The sequence below is a fragment of the Gemmatimonas sp. genome (assembly GCF_046594945.1).
Classification (GTDB): domain Bacteria; phylum Gemmatimonadota; class Gemmatimonadetes; order Gemmatimonadales; family Gemmatimonadaceae; genus Gemmatimonas.
This window is the reverse complement of sequence record NZ_JBKJRB010000093.1, coordinates 34,387-53,360: the sequence shown is the minus strand read 5'-3', so window position 1 is coordinate 53,360 and position 18,974 is coordinate 34,387. Positions and strand designations below refer to the sequence as shown.

At 64.1% G+C, this 18,974-nt stretch carries 17 protein-coding genes and 1 pseudogene; 10 read left to right on the top strand and 8 right to left on the bottom strand.

Features of this window, described 5'->3' with window-relative positions; translation table 11 throughout:
• Together ACLL97_RS11055 and ACLL97_RS11050 are read right to left on the bottom strand one after the other, a co-directional pair.
• A partial coding sequence (locus tag ACLL97_RS11055; RefSeq protein WP_411280528.1) for a S41 family peptidase occupies positions 1 to 2,959 on the bottom strand: 2,959 nt, incomplete at its 3' end.
• Positions 2,960 to 3,051: 92 nt separating this feature from the next.
• Positions 3,052 to 3,507: a hypothetical protein gene (locus ACLL97_RS11050; protein ID WP_411280527.1), complete on the bottom strand. Its 456-nt coding sequence runs from the start codon at positions 3,505 to 3,507 to the stop codon at positions 3,052 to 3,054.
• Between the two features lie 217 nt (positions 3,508 to 3,724).
• Between ACLL97_RS11050 and ACLL97_RS11045 the strand changes: the two genes are divergently transcribed.
• The 10 genes and pseudogenes from ACLL97_RS11045 (at position 3,725) to ACLL97_RS11000 (ending at position 11,442) form a co-directional block, all read left to right on the top strand.
• A complete protein-coding gene (locus ACLL97_RS11045; protein ID WP_411280526.1) occupies positions 3,725 to 5,080 on the top strand; it encodes a cation:proton antiporter in 1,356 nt (451 codons plus the stop codon).
• Positions 5,081 to 5,744: 664 nt separating this feature from the next.
• Positions 5,745 to 6,050, top strand: a complete 306-nt coding sequence (locus ACLL97_RS11040) for a response regulator transcription factor (RefSeq protein WP_411280525.1) — start codon at positions 5,745 to 5,747, stop codon at positions 6,048 to 6,050.
• A gap of 380 nt (positions 6,051 to 6,430) precedes the next feature.
• Complete coding sequence (locus tag ACLL97_RS11035) at positions 6,431 to 6,568, top strand: hypothetical protein (RefSeq protein WP_411280524.1); 138 nt, start codon at positions 6,431 to 6,433, stop codon at positions 6,566 to 6,568.
• 119 nt (positions 6,569 to 6,687) lie between these two features.
• A complete protein-coding gene (locus ACLL97_RS11030) occupies positions 6,688 to 7,458 on the top strand; it encodes a DUF4331 family protein (RefSeq protein ID WP_411280523.1) in 771 nt (256 codons plus the stop codon).
• Positions 7,459 to 7,487: 29 nt separating this feature from the next.
• On the top strand, positions 7,488 to 8,258 hold the full coding sequence (locus ACLL97_RS11025) for a DUF4331 family protein (RefSeq protein WP_411280522.1): 771 nt from the start codon (positions 7,488 to 7,490) through the stop codon (positions 8,256 to 8,258).
• Positions 8,259 to 8,326: 68 nt separating this feature from the next.
• Positions 8,327 to 9,655, top strand: coding sequence for a tetratricopeptide repeat protein (locus ACLL97_RS11020; protein ID WP_411280521.1), 1,329 nt, complete (start codon positions 8,327 to 8,329; stop codon positions 9,653 to 9,655).
• A gap of 197 nt (positions 9,656 to 9,852) precedes the next feature.
• Positions 9,853 to 10,221: a YbjQ family protein gene (locus tag ACLL97_RS11015; protein WP_411280520.1), complete on the top strand. Its 369-nt coding sequence runs from the start codon at positions 9,853 to 9,855 to the stop codon at positions 10,219 to 10,221.
• Between the two features lie 65 nt (positions 10,222 to 10,286).
• A pseudogene (locus tag ACLL97_RS11010) lies at positions 10,287 to 10,526 on the top strand (FAD-dependent oxidoreductase); the annotation flags it as partial.
• Positions 10,527 to 10,647: 121 nt separating this feature from the next.
• The gene (locus ACLL97_RS11005; RefSeq protein WP_411280529.1) at positions 10,648 to 10,896 is read left to right on the top strand and encodes a hypothetical protein; all 249 of its coding nucleotides are present in this window, start codon (positions 10,648 to 10,650) and stop codon (positions 10,894 to 10,896) included.
• Between the two features lie 51 nt (positions 10,897 to 10,947).
• Positions 10,948 to 11,442, top strand: a complete 495-nt coding sequence (locus ACLL97_RS11000; protein WP_411280519.1) for an FAD-dependent oxidoreductase — start codon at positions 10,948 to 10,950, stop codon at positions 11,440 to 11,442.
• Between the two features lie 3 nt (positions 11,443 to 11,445).
• Here the strand turns inward: ACLL97_RS11000 and ACLL97_RS10995 are convergent, their stop codons facing one another.
• The 6 genes from ACLL97_RS10995 to ACLL97_RS10970 all read right to left on the bottom strand — a co-directional run bounded on the left by ACLL97_RS10995 (position 11,446) and on the right by ACLL97_RS10970 (position 18,902).
• Positions 11,446 to 11,901 carry an NIPSNAP family protein gene (locus ACLL97_RS10995; protein ID WP_411280518.1) on the bottom strand — a complete coding sequence of 152 codons (456 nt, stop codon included), beginning with the start codon at positions 11,899 to 11,901 and terminating at the stop codon, positions 11,446 to 11,448.
• A 129-nt stretch (positions 11,902 to 12,030) separates the two neighbouring features.
• Positions 12,031 to 12,453, bottom strand: coding sequence for a PaaI family thioesterase (locus tag ACLL97_RS10990; RefSeq protein ID WP_411280517.1), 423 nt, complete (start codon positions 12,451 to 12,453; stop codon positions 12,031 to 12,033).
• Between the two features lie 87 nt (positions 12,454 to 12,540).
• A complete protein-coding gene (locus ACLL97_RS10985) occupies positions 12,541 to 14,016 on the bottom strand; it encodes a hypothetical protein (RefSeq protein ID WP_411280516.1) in 1,476 nt (491 codons plus the stop codon).
• A 157-nt stretch (positions 14,017 to 14,173) separates the two neighbouring features.
• Complete coding sequence (locus ACLL97_RS10980; RefSeq protein ID WP_411280515.1) at positions 14,174 to 15,895, bottom strand: amidase family protein; 1,722 nt, start codon at positions 15,893 to 15,895, stop codon at positions 14,174 to 14,176.
• The gene (locus ACLL97_RS10975; protein ID WP_411280514.1) at positions 15,892 to 17,748 is read right to left on the bottom strand and encodes a CocE/NonD family hydrolase; all 1,857 of its coding nucleotides are present in this window, start codon (positions 17,746 to 17,748) and stop codon (positions 15,892 to 15,894) included. Before ACLL97_RS10975 ends, ACLL97_RS10980 begins: the two co-directional genes overlap by 4 nt.
• A gap of 1,007 nt (positions 17,749 to 18,755) precedes the next feature.
• Positions 18,756 to 18,902 (bottom strand): hypothetical protein, encoded by a 147-nt coding sequence (locus ACLL97_RS10970; RefSeq protein WP_411280513.1) that lies wholly within the window; start codon positions 18,900 to 18,902, stop codon positions 18,756 to 18,758.
• Positions 18,903 to 18,974: the final 72 nt, after the last annotated feature.

Below are 18,974 nucleotides of genomic sequence, written 5' to 3'. Positions count from 1 at the left end.
TGATCATCATGACCTTGGGGCCCGCGATCGCCTGTCGCGGACGACGACCCCAGGTGCGCGCTCCCGTGCGCTGATTCCAGAATTGATACGGCTGCCGCTCGAGGATATCGATCAGCTCCTGATCGATATTGCCACCACCGTTGTAGCGAATGTCCACGATGATGCCCTTCTTGTTCGAAAACTGGTCGATCTCGTTGCGGAAGCGCGTGAGAGAGGGCTGGTCCATGGAACGGATATGCACGTAGGCGATATCGCCGTTGGTCTCCTTCTCCACCTGCTCCCGCCGCGTCGTCACCCACTCCTCGTACTTGATGTCGGTGAGCGAGGTCATGCTGGCGAGACGCACCGTACGCGCCCCCTCACCACTCGCGGACTTCGCCAGCTTTACCGGCACGAACTCGTTGATCGCGGTGGATAGCATGCGCTCGTAGTTTTCGCCGCTCTTGAGCTCCTGGCCGTTGATCGCGAGTACGTAATCGCCCTCGGTGATGTTCAGCCACTCCTTGTCGGCCGGACCACTGCGATACACGTGTCCCACGCGGTACCGCCCCGCATCACTTGGCTCGAGCTCGAAACCCAGATAGCGCGTGGTGTACACACGTGGCATCTGGCGCGACGGTGGCCCACTCACGCCAGTGTGCGACGCGTTGAGTTCGCCGATCATTTCGTTGGCGAGATCATACACGTCTTCGTTCGTACTCACGTAGCGCAGCAGCGGCTTGTAGCGGGTCTTGATCGCCTCCCAGTCGCGCCCGTGCATCTTTTCATCGTAGAAGCGGTACTTCATCACCCGCCACGACTCTTCGAACAACTGCTCGCGCTCAGCCCGATGGTCCACCATGACCTCGACCGAGAAATTCACCGGCTCGGCGCGCTGCGGTGTAGCGAGTACCAGCTTGGCTATCTCGAAGCCCGGCGCCGGCGCGTCACCAGCCTCCGCGCTGCGGGCGGCACGGCGGAAGAATACCGCGCGACGATCGGCGGTCGGGGTGAGCTGCGGATATAGCCCACCGGCGATGCGACGGCGATTCAAGCCATCGATACCCATGGCGAAGAGACCCACATTCGGGCTGTCAGGATCGACCGCCGGCTGCTGACCGCCGCCACCGCCACCAGCGGCGCCGCCGACTGTGAAATAGATCGTCCGGCCGTCACGCGACAGGAAGTACGAGCCTACCGGCGTGCTGCCCCGCGTGAGTTGCATCGCGCGATCCTCGATGCGCGCTGCGTCAATCACGACGTTGAGCACCACGTTCATCGGAGCGCCCGCAGTGTCAGCACGCGCTCCGCCGCCACCAGCACCGCCAGTGAGACCGCTGGTCGCGTTCGCTACGCGGCGCTGCCGTTCACGCACCAGCGGATCGTTCGGATTTTCGGTAAGCCGCGCCAACGACACGATGAACAGTTGCGACGTCGCCCCCTCACGGTTCGACGTGAACAGCACCTGCTTGCCGTCCGGCGTCATCACACCATTCGTGTCATTGAACGGATTGCGCGTGACATTGGTCTCCTTGCGTGCACGTACGTCGAACACGAACACATCGGCGTTCTGATCGTCGTCGCGCTTCGTGTACGTGATCCAGTTCCCGTCGGCGCTGTATTGCCCCACGGTGAATCCACCGGCCTGATTGAACGCGAGTTCACGTGAGGCGCCGCCGGTGGCATCCACTTCCCACAGCCTATTGTTGCCGGTGTAGGCGAGCTTCTGTGCGTTGGGCGCCCAGGTGAGGTCGGCCTTCACCGACGCTTGCGTAGTGAGCTTCCGGCGCTGTCCGCTCGCGAGCTCATAGACCCACACTTCCTCGTCACCCGATTCATCGGAGACGTACGCCATGCGGCGACCGTCGGGCGAATAGCTCTGGAACCGCTCACGCCACGGCGACGATGTGACCTGCGTACGTTCGCCGATGCCGCTTTCGGTCGGTACAATCATGATCTCGCCATGCACGTCCACGGCCAGGTAGTCACCAGTAGGCGACGGCGAGAAGCCATCGGCACGGTTGGTGAACGTGACGGTGCTGATGTCGTTCTCTTTCGCGTCGGCGGAGACGCGCAGGTCGAGCTTGCGCGGCACTCCATCCGGGGCGTCCATCACCCACAAGTCGAAGTCGTTTTCATAGATGAGATGACGTCCATCAGGCGAGATCGACGGAAACTGCACGCCATCCTCTTTGTGTTTCGTGACCTGCGTCGGTGCGCCGCCCGTGGGCGCGATCTTCCACAGGTTGAAAATGCCGTCACGCTCCGAGGAGAAGTAGATCATGCCGTCGACACCCCACATTGGATGCACGTCGTGCGTGAAACCCTTGTACTCCTCGAGCTCGGTATCAGTGAGTTCGGTAATCGCTCCAGTACGGAGGTCCTGCACGGCAATATCGGCGTTGCTATTGCCGCGATACCCCTTCCGCCAGTACGACGGCAGCGTGCGGTTGAACGCGACCATCGTCGCATCCTGCTTCATCATGCCAGCGCGCCCGAAATCCATCGCCATTGCACGCGGTGCCGAGCCGTCGAGCGGCAATCGATAAAGCGGTGCGCCGAAGGGATGCGTGCCGCGAGTGCTGGTAAACACCAGCTCTCGGCCGTCGGGTGTGAAATACAGCGCTTGGTCGTCACCGCTGAACCAAGTGAGCTGTTTCGGCTCGCCACCGGCAGTCGGCACGACATAGATGTCGTTGTTGCCCATGCGATTACTGGTGAAGGCAATCGTTTGTCCGTCGGGCGAAAAGCGCGGCATGAAATCACGCGCCACATGGGCCGTCAACCGGCGGGGATTGGTGCCATCCTTGTCGGCGATCCAGACGTCATCCTGCCAGGTGAACGCAATCGTTCCATCGTTCGCGATGTGCGCATAGCGCGCAAACTTGATCGGTGCATTCGACGGCGCCTGCGCACCAGCGATCGATGGGGCGAGCAGCACAGCAATAGCCAGCTGCGCCAAGGTACGTCTTGCATCCATGGGCACCTACTCCGCAGAAAAGTCGAACGACGAACACGGCAGATCGCGTATCCTTTGGAATGGAAACGCGAATCACACCAGTTCGCCAGACATTACACGGGCAATTCCGCGATGGCGAGTGTGCCGTACTTCCGCATAACCGACGGCCCAAACCCACCGAGCGCCGCGGCCGCGGTCGTCGTGTCCGCCTCTTCCGGCGCGTAGATCATGACAAACCCCGCGCCGCCGGCAGCAAGCCTCACCAGCGCTTGTGACGCTGCCGACTCGTCGGTGTACAGCTTTGACAATTGCTCGCCGATCTTCGCAAACATTCCCTTCTCTGATGCAACGTCGTGTTCGTGTGCGATCACGTCCGCACCCGACGCCACAATGATGTCGTCTTCGGAGAATCCGGCGGCGCGCGCACCATCACCGGCCTTTCTCGCCGTGGCCACGTCCGCGAACACGGCGAGCACATAGTTCTTCGGGTAGAATACCCCGAACGACGATTGTCCATCTTTGAATGGGGGTTCGTCGGAGAACGCCGGCGCTTCGTTATTGTCTGACATGTGCTGGGGTCTATGAGAACTGTTCGGTGGTCGAGATACTTGATCGAGGTATCGAATGGTGCACAGCGCATGCCAAGCGGTACGGAATTCGGCGGCCGTACATCGTGGATCTTTTCGCTGCCGACATCCCTTCTTCAAGGGCCAAGTGGCGCACGGCCCCGGGCATGCATAGTGACGTGAGCGCGAGCGCGAGCGCGGGTACTACCAACGGGGCCATATGAGCGTACTGGGATGGATGACCACGGTGGGCGGACTGCTACTGCTCATGGCACTCACGTCGTCTCAGGTCGATCGACTGCCGATCTCCACATCGCTGATCTACCTGTTGGTGGGGCTCGGTCTGGGTCCCGCGGGGTTCGAACTGCTGCGCCTCGACATCGGATCGCAGCGGGTATGGCTCGAGACGCTCACCGAGTTTGCCGTGATCGTCTCACTGTTCGTAGGCGGCCTGCGCCTGCGCCTGCCACTGCGACATCAGTCATGGCGTGTGGCGCTCCGACTCGCGGGACCGGTGATGCTGCTATCCATCGTCGGGGTGGCGGCGGTGGCCAACCTGCTGCTCGGCCTGCCGCTGTCCTTTGCGCTCCTACTTGGCGCCATCGTTGCACCTACCGATCCTGTGCTCGCGGCTGAGGTCTCCGTGAATGATGCGGAGGATCACGATCGCGTGCGCTACGGCCTGTCCGGTGAAGCCGGCCTGAACGATGGTGCGGCGTTTCCGTTCGTGATCTTCGGTTTGGAGTATTTGCGTGCCGGCGGTATCGATGCCTGGGTTGGCGAATGGTTTCTCAGCCGCGTTATCTGGGCGGTACCGGCTGGGCTCGCCATCGGCTACTTCCTTGGCACCGGCCTGGGACAACTCGCGATCCGCATCCGGGCGCGCAGCACCAACGCCAGCGCACCAAATGACTTCCTCGCGCTGGCCCTGATTGCCCTCGCCTACGTCGCCGCCGAGCGCGCGCATGCCTGGGGCTTCCTCGCGGTATTCGCAGCCGGTGTCGGGCTGCGGCACGCCGAGGTGCGCGTGGTGCGCGCGACGCCACACCCCGAACTGGCCGACTTGCACCTGCCCAGTGGCGCGGGGCCCGAGGAGCACCCACCGGCGGAGTCGCTGATCACCGCGCGGGAAAGCGCCGAGTCGAACCACGAGCCGGCGGTGGCCGCCGGAGTGTTGATTGCCGAAGCGCTGTCATTCGGCGACACGCTGGAGCGGATGCTCGAAGTGCTGTTGGTCGTGCTGGTCGGCATCGCTGTGGCCTCCGCCTGGACCTGGTCTGGCGCGCTGTTGGCGGTGGTACTGTTCGTTGTCATCCGCCCCCTCGGCACGCGGCTATCGCTGATCGGATCGCGCACGTCGCGTGCTCAACGGTGGTTGCTGGGCTGGTTCGGCATTCGGGGGATTGGCAGCCTGTACTACCTGAGTTATGCGCTCAATCACGGTGTGCCGAGCAGCGATGCGGCGCCGTTGGTCGCAGTGGTGGTAACGGTGGTCGCCTGCAGCATCGTGATCCATGGCATCACGGTGACCCCGGTGCTGCAATGGTATGAACGGTCACTGGCCAGGCGTTATTGAGCGGGAGGAAGGCGTGCGGCGCGACGAGCTATCGCACGTCAGCTGGTCGGCGATGCTCGACCGCCACTGTTGTCGATGCGGCAAGCGGCGGCGACCATACCGGCGCGCCTTGTCGGTCCGGGTGATCGCGTCGGCGCGTTGACCGTTGGACGCGTTGCGAAGCTGGTCGTGTTGCGTGCAAGCCCGCTCGAAACGACTGGCGTATGTCGATCCGGTCGGGGTCCACACGCCGGATCGAGGGCGCGATGCGGCTGCGTGGTCGTCCCTACGACTGCGGTAGCGATCCAAGGCAGCCCCATAATTCGCGGTGCTTTCATTTATTCCACCGCGTCACTCCCACAACGATGCAAGGCACCGCATCCATGTGAGCGTGCCGCCGCTGCAATGCAGACCGCCCGTCGCCGCCGCGCTACCGCCGGAAGCCCGAACAATCCAGCACCGAGCATCCCGACCGTTACCGGCTCCAGAACGATTTGTATGTCCGACTTGGCCATCGCATAGCTCCCGCACGACCCGCCGATTTCATCGGAGAAGGCTTCGCCACGACGGTTGCCACCAATACCACAGTAGAACGACTGCAGGTTGCCCGACCCCGGCGTCGTTTCGCTGAAGCACCGTACGTTCGCCGCCCTGGGCGCTGGTGCGGACGGCTACTTGCTGAAGGGTGAGTCGGCTGGCATCATGTCCGCCCGACTGCGCTAGGCGATGCGCGGGGAATCGAGGATCTCACCACTGCAGCACGTCGGTCAGCCGTCGAACGTCGAACGTCGAACTCACACCAAGTAAACGGCGTGTTTTACGACTGATTACGCGCGGCACGACGGTCGCCGAAGTAGCAAGCACGGTCGGCATTTCCGCGAATACGGTCAAGAGTCAGCTGAAGCGCGCGTACGAGCGGCTGGATGTGCACTCTCGCGTCGCGGCTGCGGAACAGGCGAGGCGGCTGGGGTTGCTCGTCGACATCGAGTGAGGCACGAGGGTCGCGCCTGACGACGAGTCCCCACGCGTGGTCGCAATTCCCTCCAGTGGACAAGCTGGCCACCCTCGAGTGCTACGCGAGCGGCGCCACCTTTCCCTGGTACCGCAACGCCGAGTGTGCTCCGTCACCCGACAGACGGACGCCTGCTATCGAGTTTCGCTTCAGCTCGCCGCGAACGCTGGCAAGCGCAGCGGATCACTAGCAGGTCGACGCCGAAGTGCGGCACCGCACACGTCGATGCCCTACCGGGCCAGCTCCCGATGTTGTGCGCGGTGGACGAGCCGACGGGCCGGCCGGTCGGCAGAGCGAAGACGCGCTTTGAGACAACGGCCGCGCCGCCGACGTTCATGCATAAGCGGCGCCGGTACGTCGTGTCCACGACCGTCGACAATAGCGACACCAAGCTCACGGCGTCGATCTTGCCATCAATGTTTCCGGTGCATGGCGAAGCGTTCCAACTGAACGGCGAGCTGATCCTGACGACATCCGTTTTGCATCGATTGGCGTAGCTCCTTGGTCGCATTCGCGACTATCCCCCCCACTAGCCGCCATCGCGCGGAAGGATTCCATGATCGACCACATCCCCCATGAGCCTGCGCCACCGCGCCGTTCGCGCGGAGGTCGTGCAATGCTGCTCGCCGGCGCCGTCGGACTCGTTGCCATTGGTGTGACGACGGCAATTCGGGCGTCGGACCATCAGGACACGCCCGAAGTCGAGCTCAGTCCGCGCATGGACCTCAATGATGTCTGGGCGTTTCCCGGATCGAGCGATGCACGCATCGTCCTCGCCGTCACGCTCTCTTCGCCGCTGACGCCGTCGACCACTGCAGCTGCGCGTTTCGACCCGAACGCACTTTATCAGATCAAGGTCGACAACAACGGCGACGCGCGCGAAGATCTCGTCTTTCAGGTGATCTTCGATGACTCGACCAATGCGCAGGGCCAAGTCGTCGGTGCGCAGAAGGTGAGCATTCTCGGACCGATCGCGCCGCGCGATACCGGCGCCGACAACCGCCTCGCCGCTGCCGCGCCGACCCTCACCGGGTCACTCGGCACCACTTTCGGCTCCGCGACCGCGATGCAGGTGTTTGCCGGGCCGCGCGACGATCCGTTCTACATCGACCTCGAGCAGTTTTTTCGCATCGTGCCGGACCGTCGCCCGTCGCGTGGCCCGGCGGCAGCACTCGGCCCTGTGGCGTCAGCATCGGCGTTCCGGGTGGGGTGCCCGAACGGCATGCTGCCGGCAACCTCCGCGCCCTTCGATGGAACGCGCGGCTGCGCCGTGGACTTCCTGCGCGGCTTCAATGCGCTGGCCATCGTGATCGAATTGCCTGAGAGTGCGCTCCGCGGAACCGCAGCAGAAGGGCGGATTGGCGTGTGGGCGACGATCAGCCGCTGACCATTCACTTACTCATCGGATAACAACCCATGTCCATCCAGCCTCACATGCGAAAGCACGCGGTACTCGCCGCGTTGGCGATCGCGACGGTCGCCGGTTCGCTCGTCGCGTGCACCGATACGGAAACGATCACGCAGACGGTCTTCAAGACCGACACCCTGCGGCGCACAGACACCCTGCGCATCACGACCACCGTGCGCGACACGATCCGCTTCGGCAATACGGTCATTCGCTTCGACCAGATCGAGCGCCTCGCCAATCCCCTCGTTAGCGAAGTATTCGTCGAAAAGCGGGAGCACGGTCACTTCAACACGAGTATCCCCGTCGAAGATCGCGCGCAGTTCACCGACGACATCGTCGGGTTCGTGCGTAACGTCGCGGGCCGTACGCAGGGTGTCGCGGACGCGATCTCCGCGACACTTGTCGGTGATTTCGCGCGCGGCACCGGTGCAACGGGCGGCGGGGATATGCTGATGGTGTTCATGGATCGCGCCGCCGGAGTGACGGCGACGATCGCCAACGATCCGGCAAATGCCGCTGGCAACGTCGTGGGTTGGCTCACGTATCTCCCAGTGCCACCGCTCGCTGGCGCGATGGGTTACGGCGGGCGCAAGCTCCGCGGCGATGATACGGTCGACAAAGGTCTCCTCGTCACCTTCGGTCCGCTCCTGGATGCGAACAACGTGTCGCCCGGTCTCGCAACCGACAACGTGCCCGTGAACGACGGTACGGTGCTCGCCTCGTTCCCGTATTTGCCGGTGCCCAACGCTGCCGCTGCGCTGTTCGGCAGCATCAAGTAATCGTTGCGGAGGGCGGGGTAGGCATCCCGTCCTCCGCAGTCTCATTCCCCCGTCAGCACACCCACGACATGTCGAAGTTTACTTCGCGACCGGTGCAGCTCGCGCTCGTCGCTTTCGCGGCTGGTGCGGCACTTTTGGGCTATGCGGCCATCCGACCCGCGACCGTTGTCCCAAAAGACATTGAGCTGCCGGAGTCGCCGATCGCGCTCGAGGCCGAGCTGCGGGCTGAGGACATCGCCCTCTTCGAACGCCGATCCGCGGAGGATCCCTATGGCGCATCTGACCGGGCGCGGCTCGCGACGTTGTTCCTGCAGCGCGCGCGCGAAACCGGGAATGTCGAAGACTACCGGCGCGCCGAGGCGAAGGCGCGCGAGTCGCTGGCGCTGCGCCCGGAGCACAACGGTGGCGCGCGCCTCGCTCTCGCGTCGAGTCTCCTTGCCAGGCATCGCTTTCCCGAAGCGTTGGCTGCAGCACGCGACCTCGTGGCCGCTGACGAGGACAAGCCAGCGTCGCGTGCACTGCTTGGCGAGCTCGAACTCGAGATGGGCGACTACGACCACGCGCGCGTGACCTTCGACAAACTCTGGCAATGGCGTGCCAATCTCGCCGTGTCCCCACGGTTGGCGCGTTGGGCCGAGCTCACCGGCAAGACCGGACTGGCGCGAAGCATCCTCCGTGCGGCGCGCGAACAGGCCGATGCACGAGGCGACCTGCCACGTGAGCAGGTCGCCTGGTTCCATCTGCGCGTGGCCGATTTTGAGTTGCGTCGTGGTGACCTGCCGGAGGCGGCGCTCGCTATTCGTAACGGCCTCGCCATCGATGCGCGGGATCCACGTCTGCTGTCGGTGGCGGCGCGGCTCGCCGCCTTGCGTGGCGACTGGCAGGAGGTGATCGCCCTCGGTCAGCGCATCGGTGATCGCGCCGACCTCGCCACCATGGCACTCATCGGTGACGCGCATCTCGCCACTGGCGACAGCGCTCGAGCGGAGCGGCAGTTTCGTGCCGTCGAACGCTCAGCAGCGGCGAATCCGGAACCGTTTAATCGGCAGTGGACGCTATTCCGTCTCGAACACGAGCGTGAACTCTCGGCGACGCTTGCGCTGCTGCAGGGCGAGATCCGAACACGCCGCGATGTGTATGGCTACGATCAACTGGCGTGGGCGCTGCACCTGAGCGGCGACCACCTGTCGGCTCGTACGGCTGTGCTGCAGGCCATGCGGCTGGGCACGCCCGACGCAAATCTGTACTACCATCGTGGCATGATCGAGCAAGCGCTTGGACATGACGAGAGTGCGCGTAGTCACCTACATCGTGCACTCGAGCTCAATGCGCACTTCCATCCGGTCAATGCCGACCGTGCCCGCCGCGAACTGCGAGCGATCAGCGAGCGCCAGTAGGGGATGGGGGCGCACACCGATTCTCGTTTCGGAGGCCGCTGATGCTGAAGATGTTCGCCTCCCGAATGCGTTGATCGGCTTTGACGGGTCCGGCGGATGGGTCTACGACACCACGCTGGTGAACCGCGGCCCCTCCCCGCATAGTTGAGGCGTACGGTCGGCAGCATCCTGACGAGTGTCTCATTCCCCGAAAAAGCATGACGTCCATTGTCCGTTCCCAAGCCACTGATTTTCCGTACAACATGACGACCACAGGCTTCGAGCTGCCCGGATATCGCATCGTGGCGACGGTCGGCGTCGTACGCGGCGTGGTGGTTCGGTCACGATCGGTGTTCGGCACGGTCGGCGCCGGGATACAGTCGTTGTTCGGCGGAAACATCACGCTCTTCACGGAGCTCGCGGAACGCACGCGCAAGGAAGCGTTCGACACCATGCTGGTGCAGGCGGAAATGGCGAACGCAGACGCCGTAATCGGTATCCGATATGACGCCACGGAAATGATGCAGGGCGTGACCGAGGTATTGTGCTATGGGACGGCGGTGCAGGTGAAAGCGTTGGACGAGTGATCATGAGCGAAAGCCGACGGACCTTCCTGTAGCGGGCGCTGGTGGCCCCATCGCTTCTGGCCACCATGAGCGCGGCCGCGTTGGCGGCCCTCCGCCGCGGGCTTCGGGTCGTCGTGACGGAGGAGACCGACTGGGTCGGCGAGCAGCTCACGCAGCAGGCGGTTCCGCCGGATGAGAATGCATGGATTGAAAGCATCGGTGGGACCCGCCGCTATCTCGCGCGGCGACAGGCAATCCGCGAACACTACCGGCAGCACACCCCGCTCACGGCGCGCGCCCGCGCCAACCCGCGACTCAACCCCGGCAACGGCTGGGTGTCGCGCCTGTGCTGCGAGCCGCGCGTCGCACTCGCCGCGCTGGAAGGACAGCTGGCGCCCTACTACCCGCTGCTGAGCTTCGACGATCCGGCATCACGGCGCATCGGCTTTGATCCGGTGGCCCGCACCGGCTTTTGGGTACCGCCGTATTCTCGATCGCGATCAGTTTGCGCCCGGCACCCTGGCCCGCGACGTGACCATCGTGAACTGGGGGCAGAACGACTACTCCGCTGGCTCCATTGTCGATGTCCCGGACGATATCGCCGCCAAGCACGTGTCACGCCCCAAGTCGCTCAGTCTCTCGCTACTGTACTGGCTGCAAGCGGATGCACCGCGCCTCGACGGGGGCATCGGGTGAAAAGGATTGCGGCGACGTCCCGACATCGTAGGCCCTGCGGATGGTCTCGCGATGCACCCGTATGTGCGGGAGAGCCGACGGATTGGGGCCGAGTTGACCGTCGTCGAGCAGCATATCACAGTGGAGGGACGTCAGCCGGAAACGGGACAGGCGCGCGAGGCACTGACGGCAATGTCCTATGACGACAGTGTCGGCATAGGACACTACAACATGGATCTGCACCTCACCACGCGTGGTGATCGTGGGCAGTACGGCGCCACGGTGCCGTCTCAGATTCCGCTGGGGGCCCTGCTGCCTCGCCGCCTCGAGAACTTGCTCCCGGCCGCGAAGAACCTGGGGGTCACGCATCTCACCAACGGGTGCTATCGCCTTCACCCCATCGAATGGAACGTCGGCGAGAGCGTTCGTACACTGGTCGCGTGTGCGTTGGCGTGGGGTGAGTCGCCACGCGGCATCTGTCACCGAAACGAACTGCGACAACGACTGCAGGCGGAGTTGACGCGCGACGGCGTCCCTCTGGCCTGGCCGACCCCCCTGGCGGGGTGAGGCTCAGTGACCGGGAGAGAAGGGGGTCAGCGTCATGAACACCCGCTCCGGCGGCTTCGCCAGAATCGTCCCGTCGGCCTCGCTGGCGTCGCGGGCTTCGGTCCATTGGGGGTCGGCGCGAAATGCCTTCCAACTCCGATCGGCCGCCGCCTCACTCTCATGCGAAATAACGTAGATCAGCGTGTTGTCCCGATGCGCACTGTCGGTCGGTGTCCAGTACATCTCGTTGTGCATGCCATGCTTCTCGAACAGCCGCATGGTGTGGGCCGCAAACCGCTGATGCAGCGCCGGCAAGCGCCCTGGCAACGTGGTATAGGTGCGCAACTCATACACGCGGGCGGCTCGCGACTGTCCTACCGACACGCCGGCCGCGAAGCCGGTCAGCGCGATGGTCATGAGGCCCAGCGCGAAGACGGCACGAAGGCGGCGGGGACGAGTGACCGCGGGATATTGATTCATGCTTATAACCTGCGCAGCGGCGGCGCGGACCGCCAGACAACGGTGACCAGCACGTGAGGCGAAGCCAAGCACGACAAGTCCGACGCGGCGGTATCCGTTGCGCGGTATCCGTTGCGCGGTATACGCCCGCTACGCGCGCGGATACAGAATCATCTGTGTGCAGCGGAAGTAGGCGATAACCTTGCCCGTCTCCACATGCGAGACCGTGGCATCCCACACTTGCGTACTGCGGCCGCCATGCAGCAGCGTCGCGATGCACGCGATCGTGCCGTCACGCGCGGTGCCCACGTGATTGCTTTTGAGTTCGACCGTCGTGAAGTTCTCGGCGCCGTCGGGCAAATGCGCTATGCAGCCAAAGCCGGCGGCGGTGTCGGCGAGACTGACCACGGTGCCCGCATGGAGGAAGCCGTTTACCGCCATGACTTCCGGGCGGAGGCTCAGCTCCGCGTGGAGTTCACCGGGCGCCACCTGCGTGATGCGTATGCCGAGATGCGCGGGCAGGCATGTGTTCGCGCGCTGCTGCAACACGTCGAGAGAGAGGAGCGTTCGCATGACCAAATGCTAACCGCCGGAGCACGGGGCGGTGAAGAGGGCGTCGCCGGCCGGCACACAGGCCGCGGCGACGCCCACCCTGCCCGTTTACGGAACGATCGTGAGCACGACGTTGCTGCCGGTCGTGGATCCACCGGCGTTTGGCGTGAGGATGACGTTCGTAACTGTCAGCGAGCCGACACCCGGCAGCTGCTGGTCGGCGCGAATGCCCGCGCCCGCGTTGCCCGTGGATACGGCATTCATCACCGTGGCCGTGAGATTACCGACATCGGTGCTGGTGGCACGATTCTCATCGATGTCGATGCCGTGGCTCGCGTTTCCCTTCGTTTCGGCGCCGACGATGTTGGACACCAGCTGGCCTGCTGCGTCCTCGCGGATGAAGATCCCGCCGATGGCATTGTTCGACGCCACCACACCCGCGATGTTCGCTGTGAGATCCCCAGTGCCTTTCTCGCGGACCTTGAGGCCGGCATCGCCGTCGTCGGCGCCGTTGCCATTGGCCACGACGTTCTGCATGGTGGTCACGAGATCGCCACCGCCGGCAAAGTCATCGTCTTCTTCATAATCGATGCCCTCTTCGCGGTTACCGTTCGCCTCGACCCCGTAGAGGTCGACGCGCAGATCGCCCGCGTTGTTCTCGTTGAAGTCGAGCCCTTCCTCATAGTTGTCGCTGGCTGTCACGTTGCGCAGGATCCCGACGATACTGCCAGCGTCGTATTCGTCGACGTCGAACCCGTCGTCGAGGTCGTCCGGGTCGAGCTTGCCGTTGCGGAGGATGCGCGTGTCTTCGACGTCGATCACGACGTCGCCATCACCGCGTTCGTCGAGCTCGATCCCGTCGGCCGCGTTGTCCTCGGCACGTGCACCGCGGGCAGTGAACGTCAGCGAACCCAGGCCCCCCTCGTTCACGCGCAGTCCATCGCGATCGGAAACGCTGTACCCATTGGAGAGGAACCGCGCGTCGTTCACACGCACATCGAGCGACGCCGCCGATCCGCGCGCATCCGGCTGCACGCCATCGGTGGTCGATGAGTTCACCTGGTCGTTGACGAGGATGCCGTGGCCGGCATTGCCGATGGCGGTCACGCGATCGAAACGGACAGTAAGGGTGCCGGTCGCCGTCGCGGGCACCTCGACCGTGAGCCCTTCGCTGACCGAGTTGGCGACGGTCAGATCCTCGATGCGCAGGTTCCCGCCGCCGTTGGCGACGAACGCCGGTCCGCCCGCGTTACGAGCATCGAGAGTGGCGCGCTTGCCGATGATCGTCAGCGCCTGCGATCCGGTGAAGATCACGCTGCTCTCCAGCGCAATCGTGCGCGCCTCAGGCTTGAACTCGACGCGCACGATGCGCGAGTCCGTATTGGCCTGCGCAATTGCCTCACGAAAGGATCCCTTCCCCGCGTTGTACGGATGCGTGACGATCGCGATGGTACCGGCGCCTACGGAGAGTCCGGCATCGCCGTCGCGTCCGAAAGCCGGCGCGGCGTCGGCAGGACTTGTGAGGTCGGGCGAGCAGGCGGCCAGCAATAGCGCCGGCAGTATCAGGGCAACGTTTCGCTTCACGTGAAGAACCTCAAATCGGAAGGCGGAACTCTGCGACGGGTGGTCGCCGGCGCGTAAGCAGCCCCTCAATATTTGAACGCCCCTTCACGTTTTGATCACGAGCACGTCACAGATAGCCCCGATTCCTGTCGGTAGCCCAATTCGGTCGGCGATGGCGCTACGGAAACGCTGGTGGTGGCACGCGCCGCTTCGTGGCTTGTTCGAAGGCGTAGGCGAGGGCAATCATTTTCGCGTCCGCGCACTGCGCGGTGAGGATCTGCACGCCGAACGGCACCGGCTGGGGATCAAAGCCCGCCGGGAACGGGTTGTTCGCGGACGCGCTCACCGGAACCCGCGCGAAGGGTAAGGCAATCGACGGGTAGCCGGACCGAGCCGCGATATCCGAACCCGAATTCCCGGGAAAGAGCAGCGCGTCGAGCCGGTTGGTTGCGAGCGCCGCATCGAGCCCCTGCGCGCGCGACAGCCGAAGATCCTTGGCACGGTCGGCCTCATACCGTTCACGATCCTGGCGCACGTCCATTTCGTCGGAGATGTCGAGACGCGCCTGTCCATACTTGATGGCCCCAGCGCGCTGATGTGTGATGTTCCACTCGCGGAGGGCCGTGAGCGTCTTCACTGGCGCGCGATTGCCGAGGCTGGTGAGCCAGATGTTGAAATCTCGTTTCATGCCGTACTTGAACACCACCGAGCAATCGGCATCCTGCCCGCGCCCTTGATCCGCGGTCTGACAGTATGGAAAGTCGACGAGGTTGTCCTCCGTCTTCTCGGCCACGACGCTCGGAATGTTGGCCGGGTCGACGATCACGGCTCCCTGTGCCTTGAGTGTGGCAATCGCGTCATTCATCGCCGCGCGCTGCGCCGCGGCCAGTCCACCGCGACGACGGCCGAGCACGGTGATTGTGTCGTAGAAGAAGGCGCGCGGAATGCCGATGCGGGCGCCCTTGAGCGCGTTCGGGTCGAGAAATTTCGTGTAGTCGCGTGAGGGTGGCGGAGTGCAGACCGTCGTGGCCGGATCGTTCGGATCGGACGTGGCGCTCTCGAGGGCACCGAAGAGGATCGCGACATCGGTCACGGTCTTCGCCATCGGGCCTGGCGTGTCCTGATCGGCGGTAATCGGAATGACACCGTACCGACTGATGCGCCCCGTGGTGGGCCGGATGCCAACAAGCATCGTGAAGTTCGACGGGTTCAGTACCGACCCGCCGGTATCGGTGCCCACATCGGCCGGCCATAACGAGGCGGCGGTGCCGGTGCCGCTCGACGAGCCGCCGGTGGACATCACCGGGCGGCCATCATCCATCCCGGCGCGCGGATCAGGGCGCGCGTCGTACGGGTTGAGACCCTGCCCGGCAACCGCCGTGTAGTTGCCGGGCATGGTGCTGGCACTCCAGTTCGCGAGCTCGGTGAGCTGGGTCTTGGCCATGATGATGGCGCCGGCCTCGCGCAAGTTGCGCGTGAGTGTGGCGTCGTACGGCGGCACGAGATCGGCGAAGGCGAGCGCTCCGCCTGTAGTGCGCCAGTCTTTAGTGTGGATGTTGTCCTTGAGCGCAATGGGAATGCCGTGCAATGGCCCGCGGAGTTTGCCCTGTGCGCGCTCGCGATCGAGAAGGTCGGCGTCCTGCAGCGCGCGCGGATTGACACTGATAGTGGCGCGCAGCAGGCGATCGTACAGTGCGATGCGCACGAGATACTGCTCGACGATCTGTCGTGACGTCACACGACCCGACGCGAGTGCTTTCTGCAGGTCGGGGATACTCGCCTCCGCCACCGAGAACGGCACGGCCGTCGCCTTGGCCTTCTGCGCGTCGGCAGTGGACAACGCGAACACACCAGTGAGCAGGCCGGTGGCGAGGTGATGGGCCAATGGTCGACGCCTCACGGACGAATCCCCGTGACCACGGGCAGCACGATCTTCGACGCTCGCGTGCGGCTGCGATAAATGCGCTGCGTTGCCGTGCGGAAGTCACTGGGCTTCGCCTCGAAGATGTTCGGCACGAACGTCTGCGGGTTGCGATCGATGAGCGGGAACCACGTGCTCTGTACCTGTACCATTACCCGATGTCCCTTCTTGAAGGTGTACGCCTGCGTATGCAGATCGATCGTGAGCGCTTCGGGCACGTTCGGTGTCAGCGGCACGGGCCTTTCGAGGCTTGTTCGGAAGCGGGCGCGGTATACGTCGTTCGCCACCATGAACTGATAGCCGTTCATGCGGAGGTCACGCATCCCCGAATCGGGATACACGTCGATGAGCTTTACGACGTAGTCCGCGTCGGTGCCGCTCGTGGCGGCGTGCAACGTGACGGTGAGGTCACCGGCAATTGTCAGATCGTCGGTGAGCGTAGGGAGTTCCCAACTCAGCACGTCCGGGCGATTGTGTACGAAACGCTGGTCTTCCGTGAGCCACGTACTCCAGGTGGAGCCCGGGCCGTAGGTCATCTGCACGGGGCGCTGGCGATACGGCACCGGCTTGGCCGGATCGGACAGGTACGCGTCGTAGGGCGTCGGCGACGTGGCCGGAGGTGGCGACCAGGCCAGCGCACCACCTTCGCGCATGTAGAGCGCACGCGCCGACACGGCGGCCTTCGGCGGCCACGTGTCATAGCGCTTCCAGACATTGCTGCCGGACTCGAAGACGAGCGCTTCGGGCATCGTGAAGGTTGGTGCGTCCTTGAGATGCATCGCGAAGAACGGCGCCATCACGGAGTCGCGGAAGAAGCGCGCGGTCGGGGAACCGAACTGGATGGGTCCGAGTGAAGCGCCGTCGCCACGCATCCAGCCGCCGTGATTCCACGGACCAACCACGAGGAAGTTCTTGTTGCTCCTGTCGTGCTTCTCCAACTCGCGATAGATGGTGACGGGTCCATAGAAGTCTTCCTGATCCCACCAGCCAGCCACGTGCAACGCGGGGACCGTGACCTTGTCGAGATAGCCCGTCATCGCTTGTCGCTGCCAGAACGCATCGAAGTTGGGATGCTGCGCGAAATCGTTCCAGGTGGGAATCGTTCCCTTGAGCAGCTTGTCATTCACCGTCTTGAGTGAGCCGAGGCGCAGATACCACTCGTAGGTGTCGAAGGCATCCATCGCGAACTGCTGCACATCCTTGCCCGACTCCATCATTGTCGCGTACTCGAAGCCGTAGCTCAAGCGAAACGCACCATTGTGATGAAAATCATCGCCCTTCCACATGTCGGCCGGTGATGCCTGAGGTGACGCGGCCTTCAGTGCGGGATGGGGGTCGAGCATCGCCATCGCCGTCGTCCATCCGTCATACGACACACCAGTCATGCCCACGCGTCCGTTGTTGTTCGGCACGTTGGTCAGCAACCACGCGATGGTGTCGTAGGCGTCGGTGCTTTCGTCGATCGCCTTCGAGTCGGCGCGGTTCGCGCGCGGTGGACGCTGCATGACGAACTGTCCCTCCGAGCGGAATTTCCCCCGGAGATCCTGAAAGACGAACAGATATCCGTCCGCCGCCGTGTTGTTCGTCATGAAGTCCCAACGCCCCGACACATTCTGTGGCGTGTTGCCACTCACGCCGTAAGGCGTGCGCACCATGAGAAACGGCAGCGGCCTCGATGGCGCGCGCGGCGCCAATATGCGCGTATACAGCTTCGCGCCGTCGCGCATGGGGATCATGGCTTCGGTGAGCGTGAAGGCCGGATCGGCAGACTGGCCAACGGCGGTATTCGCCGCGACGACGAACAGGACGGAAAGGATTCGCAGTAGGCGCATACGACAGTATCGCTCCTGGCGGCGTGGTTCGCTTGGCGATGACCGTCTCATTGGCGCCAGCGGCGTTCAGCAGGAGGGCCACGACGAGCGCACGCCGCTTGCTGGCCGGGTCCGGTACTTCCCCAACTGCGACTCGGTGGGCGACGGCCGCTTTGTCTCCACGCTCGCGCCGACGTCGTACTCAGCGCCGGTCCGCCGGAAGGTCGTCGACGCCACCTATCGCGAAGGCGCCGTAGCCGCCACTAGGGCGCCTCCGTTCGAGGTGGCCGACGGTGTTCGTTGCGCACCTGCTGGCGAGATCGCGCGCCTCACGGATCGCCCTGAGCGTTTCGTTAGCATCGGCGCGGAAACGGCCGCCGTGGATGCCTGCGTCTGGTTGCTGGAACGGGGCGTGCCCGCTTCGGCGATCCAACAAATTCGGCCGCGCGACCCTGGTAGGCGAACCGGCGGTGTCACCAGACGCGCGCTCTGCTCCCTGACTTCTATCGCGGCGCAGCGATTCGGATCGAGGCCTTGGCACAGGTCACTTCGGTGCAGGATCGGTAGGCGCGCCTCGACGCAGAGGGCATCTTCCTTCGCATTGATCCTGGCGTCGCGCCAACCAGGTACCTGGCGCTTTCATCAGCGACACTGAACTGAAATGTTTTCGTCAAATCGACGACATCGTTCGCGTGGGACACGTGTCAAGGATCGAGCGCGGCGAGATCGTATTGCACGGGGGCCGCGTGCCGACGAGCGACGGGGCAGTACACGTGCATTGCGCCGCCGTGGGGCTGGCGCGCCCTGCGCTACGCCCGATCTTCGCGTGCGGGCGCGTCACCATTCAGCCGTTCAGGTTGGGATATGCGTGCTACCAATTCGCCATGCTCGGCGTGCTCGAGGAAGTCTCCATTGGAAGCCGGCGTCGCCGTGCGACAGATAGGCCGGTGTCTTGCGATGCCGATCGCGAGCACGGGTGGGCGGACTCAGCATCTTCGAGCCGGTGTGAGCGCGACACCATGGCGCGATCAACTAACAGAGACGCATCGCGATCCCTGATGTCCCACCGACGGCAGCGGCGTCACGAGCAGTTCGCCGTGCAGGATCTCGTACCGGATCCCGTCGTCGGGCAACTGCTCGAGATCCGTAACGGTCCACCGGGAACGCGCGGGCACGCTGGACGACGGCGGTCGAGAATAACGAGACGCGCACCGATCGTCGTCCTCAATGCGCGGCGGAGCCGGTCA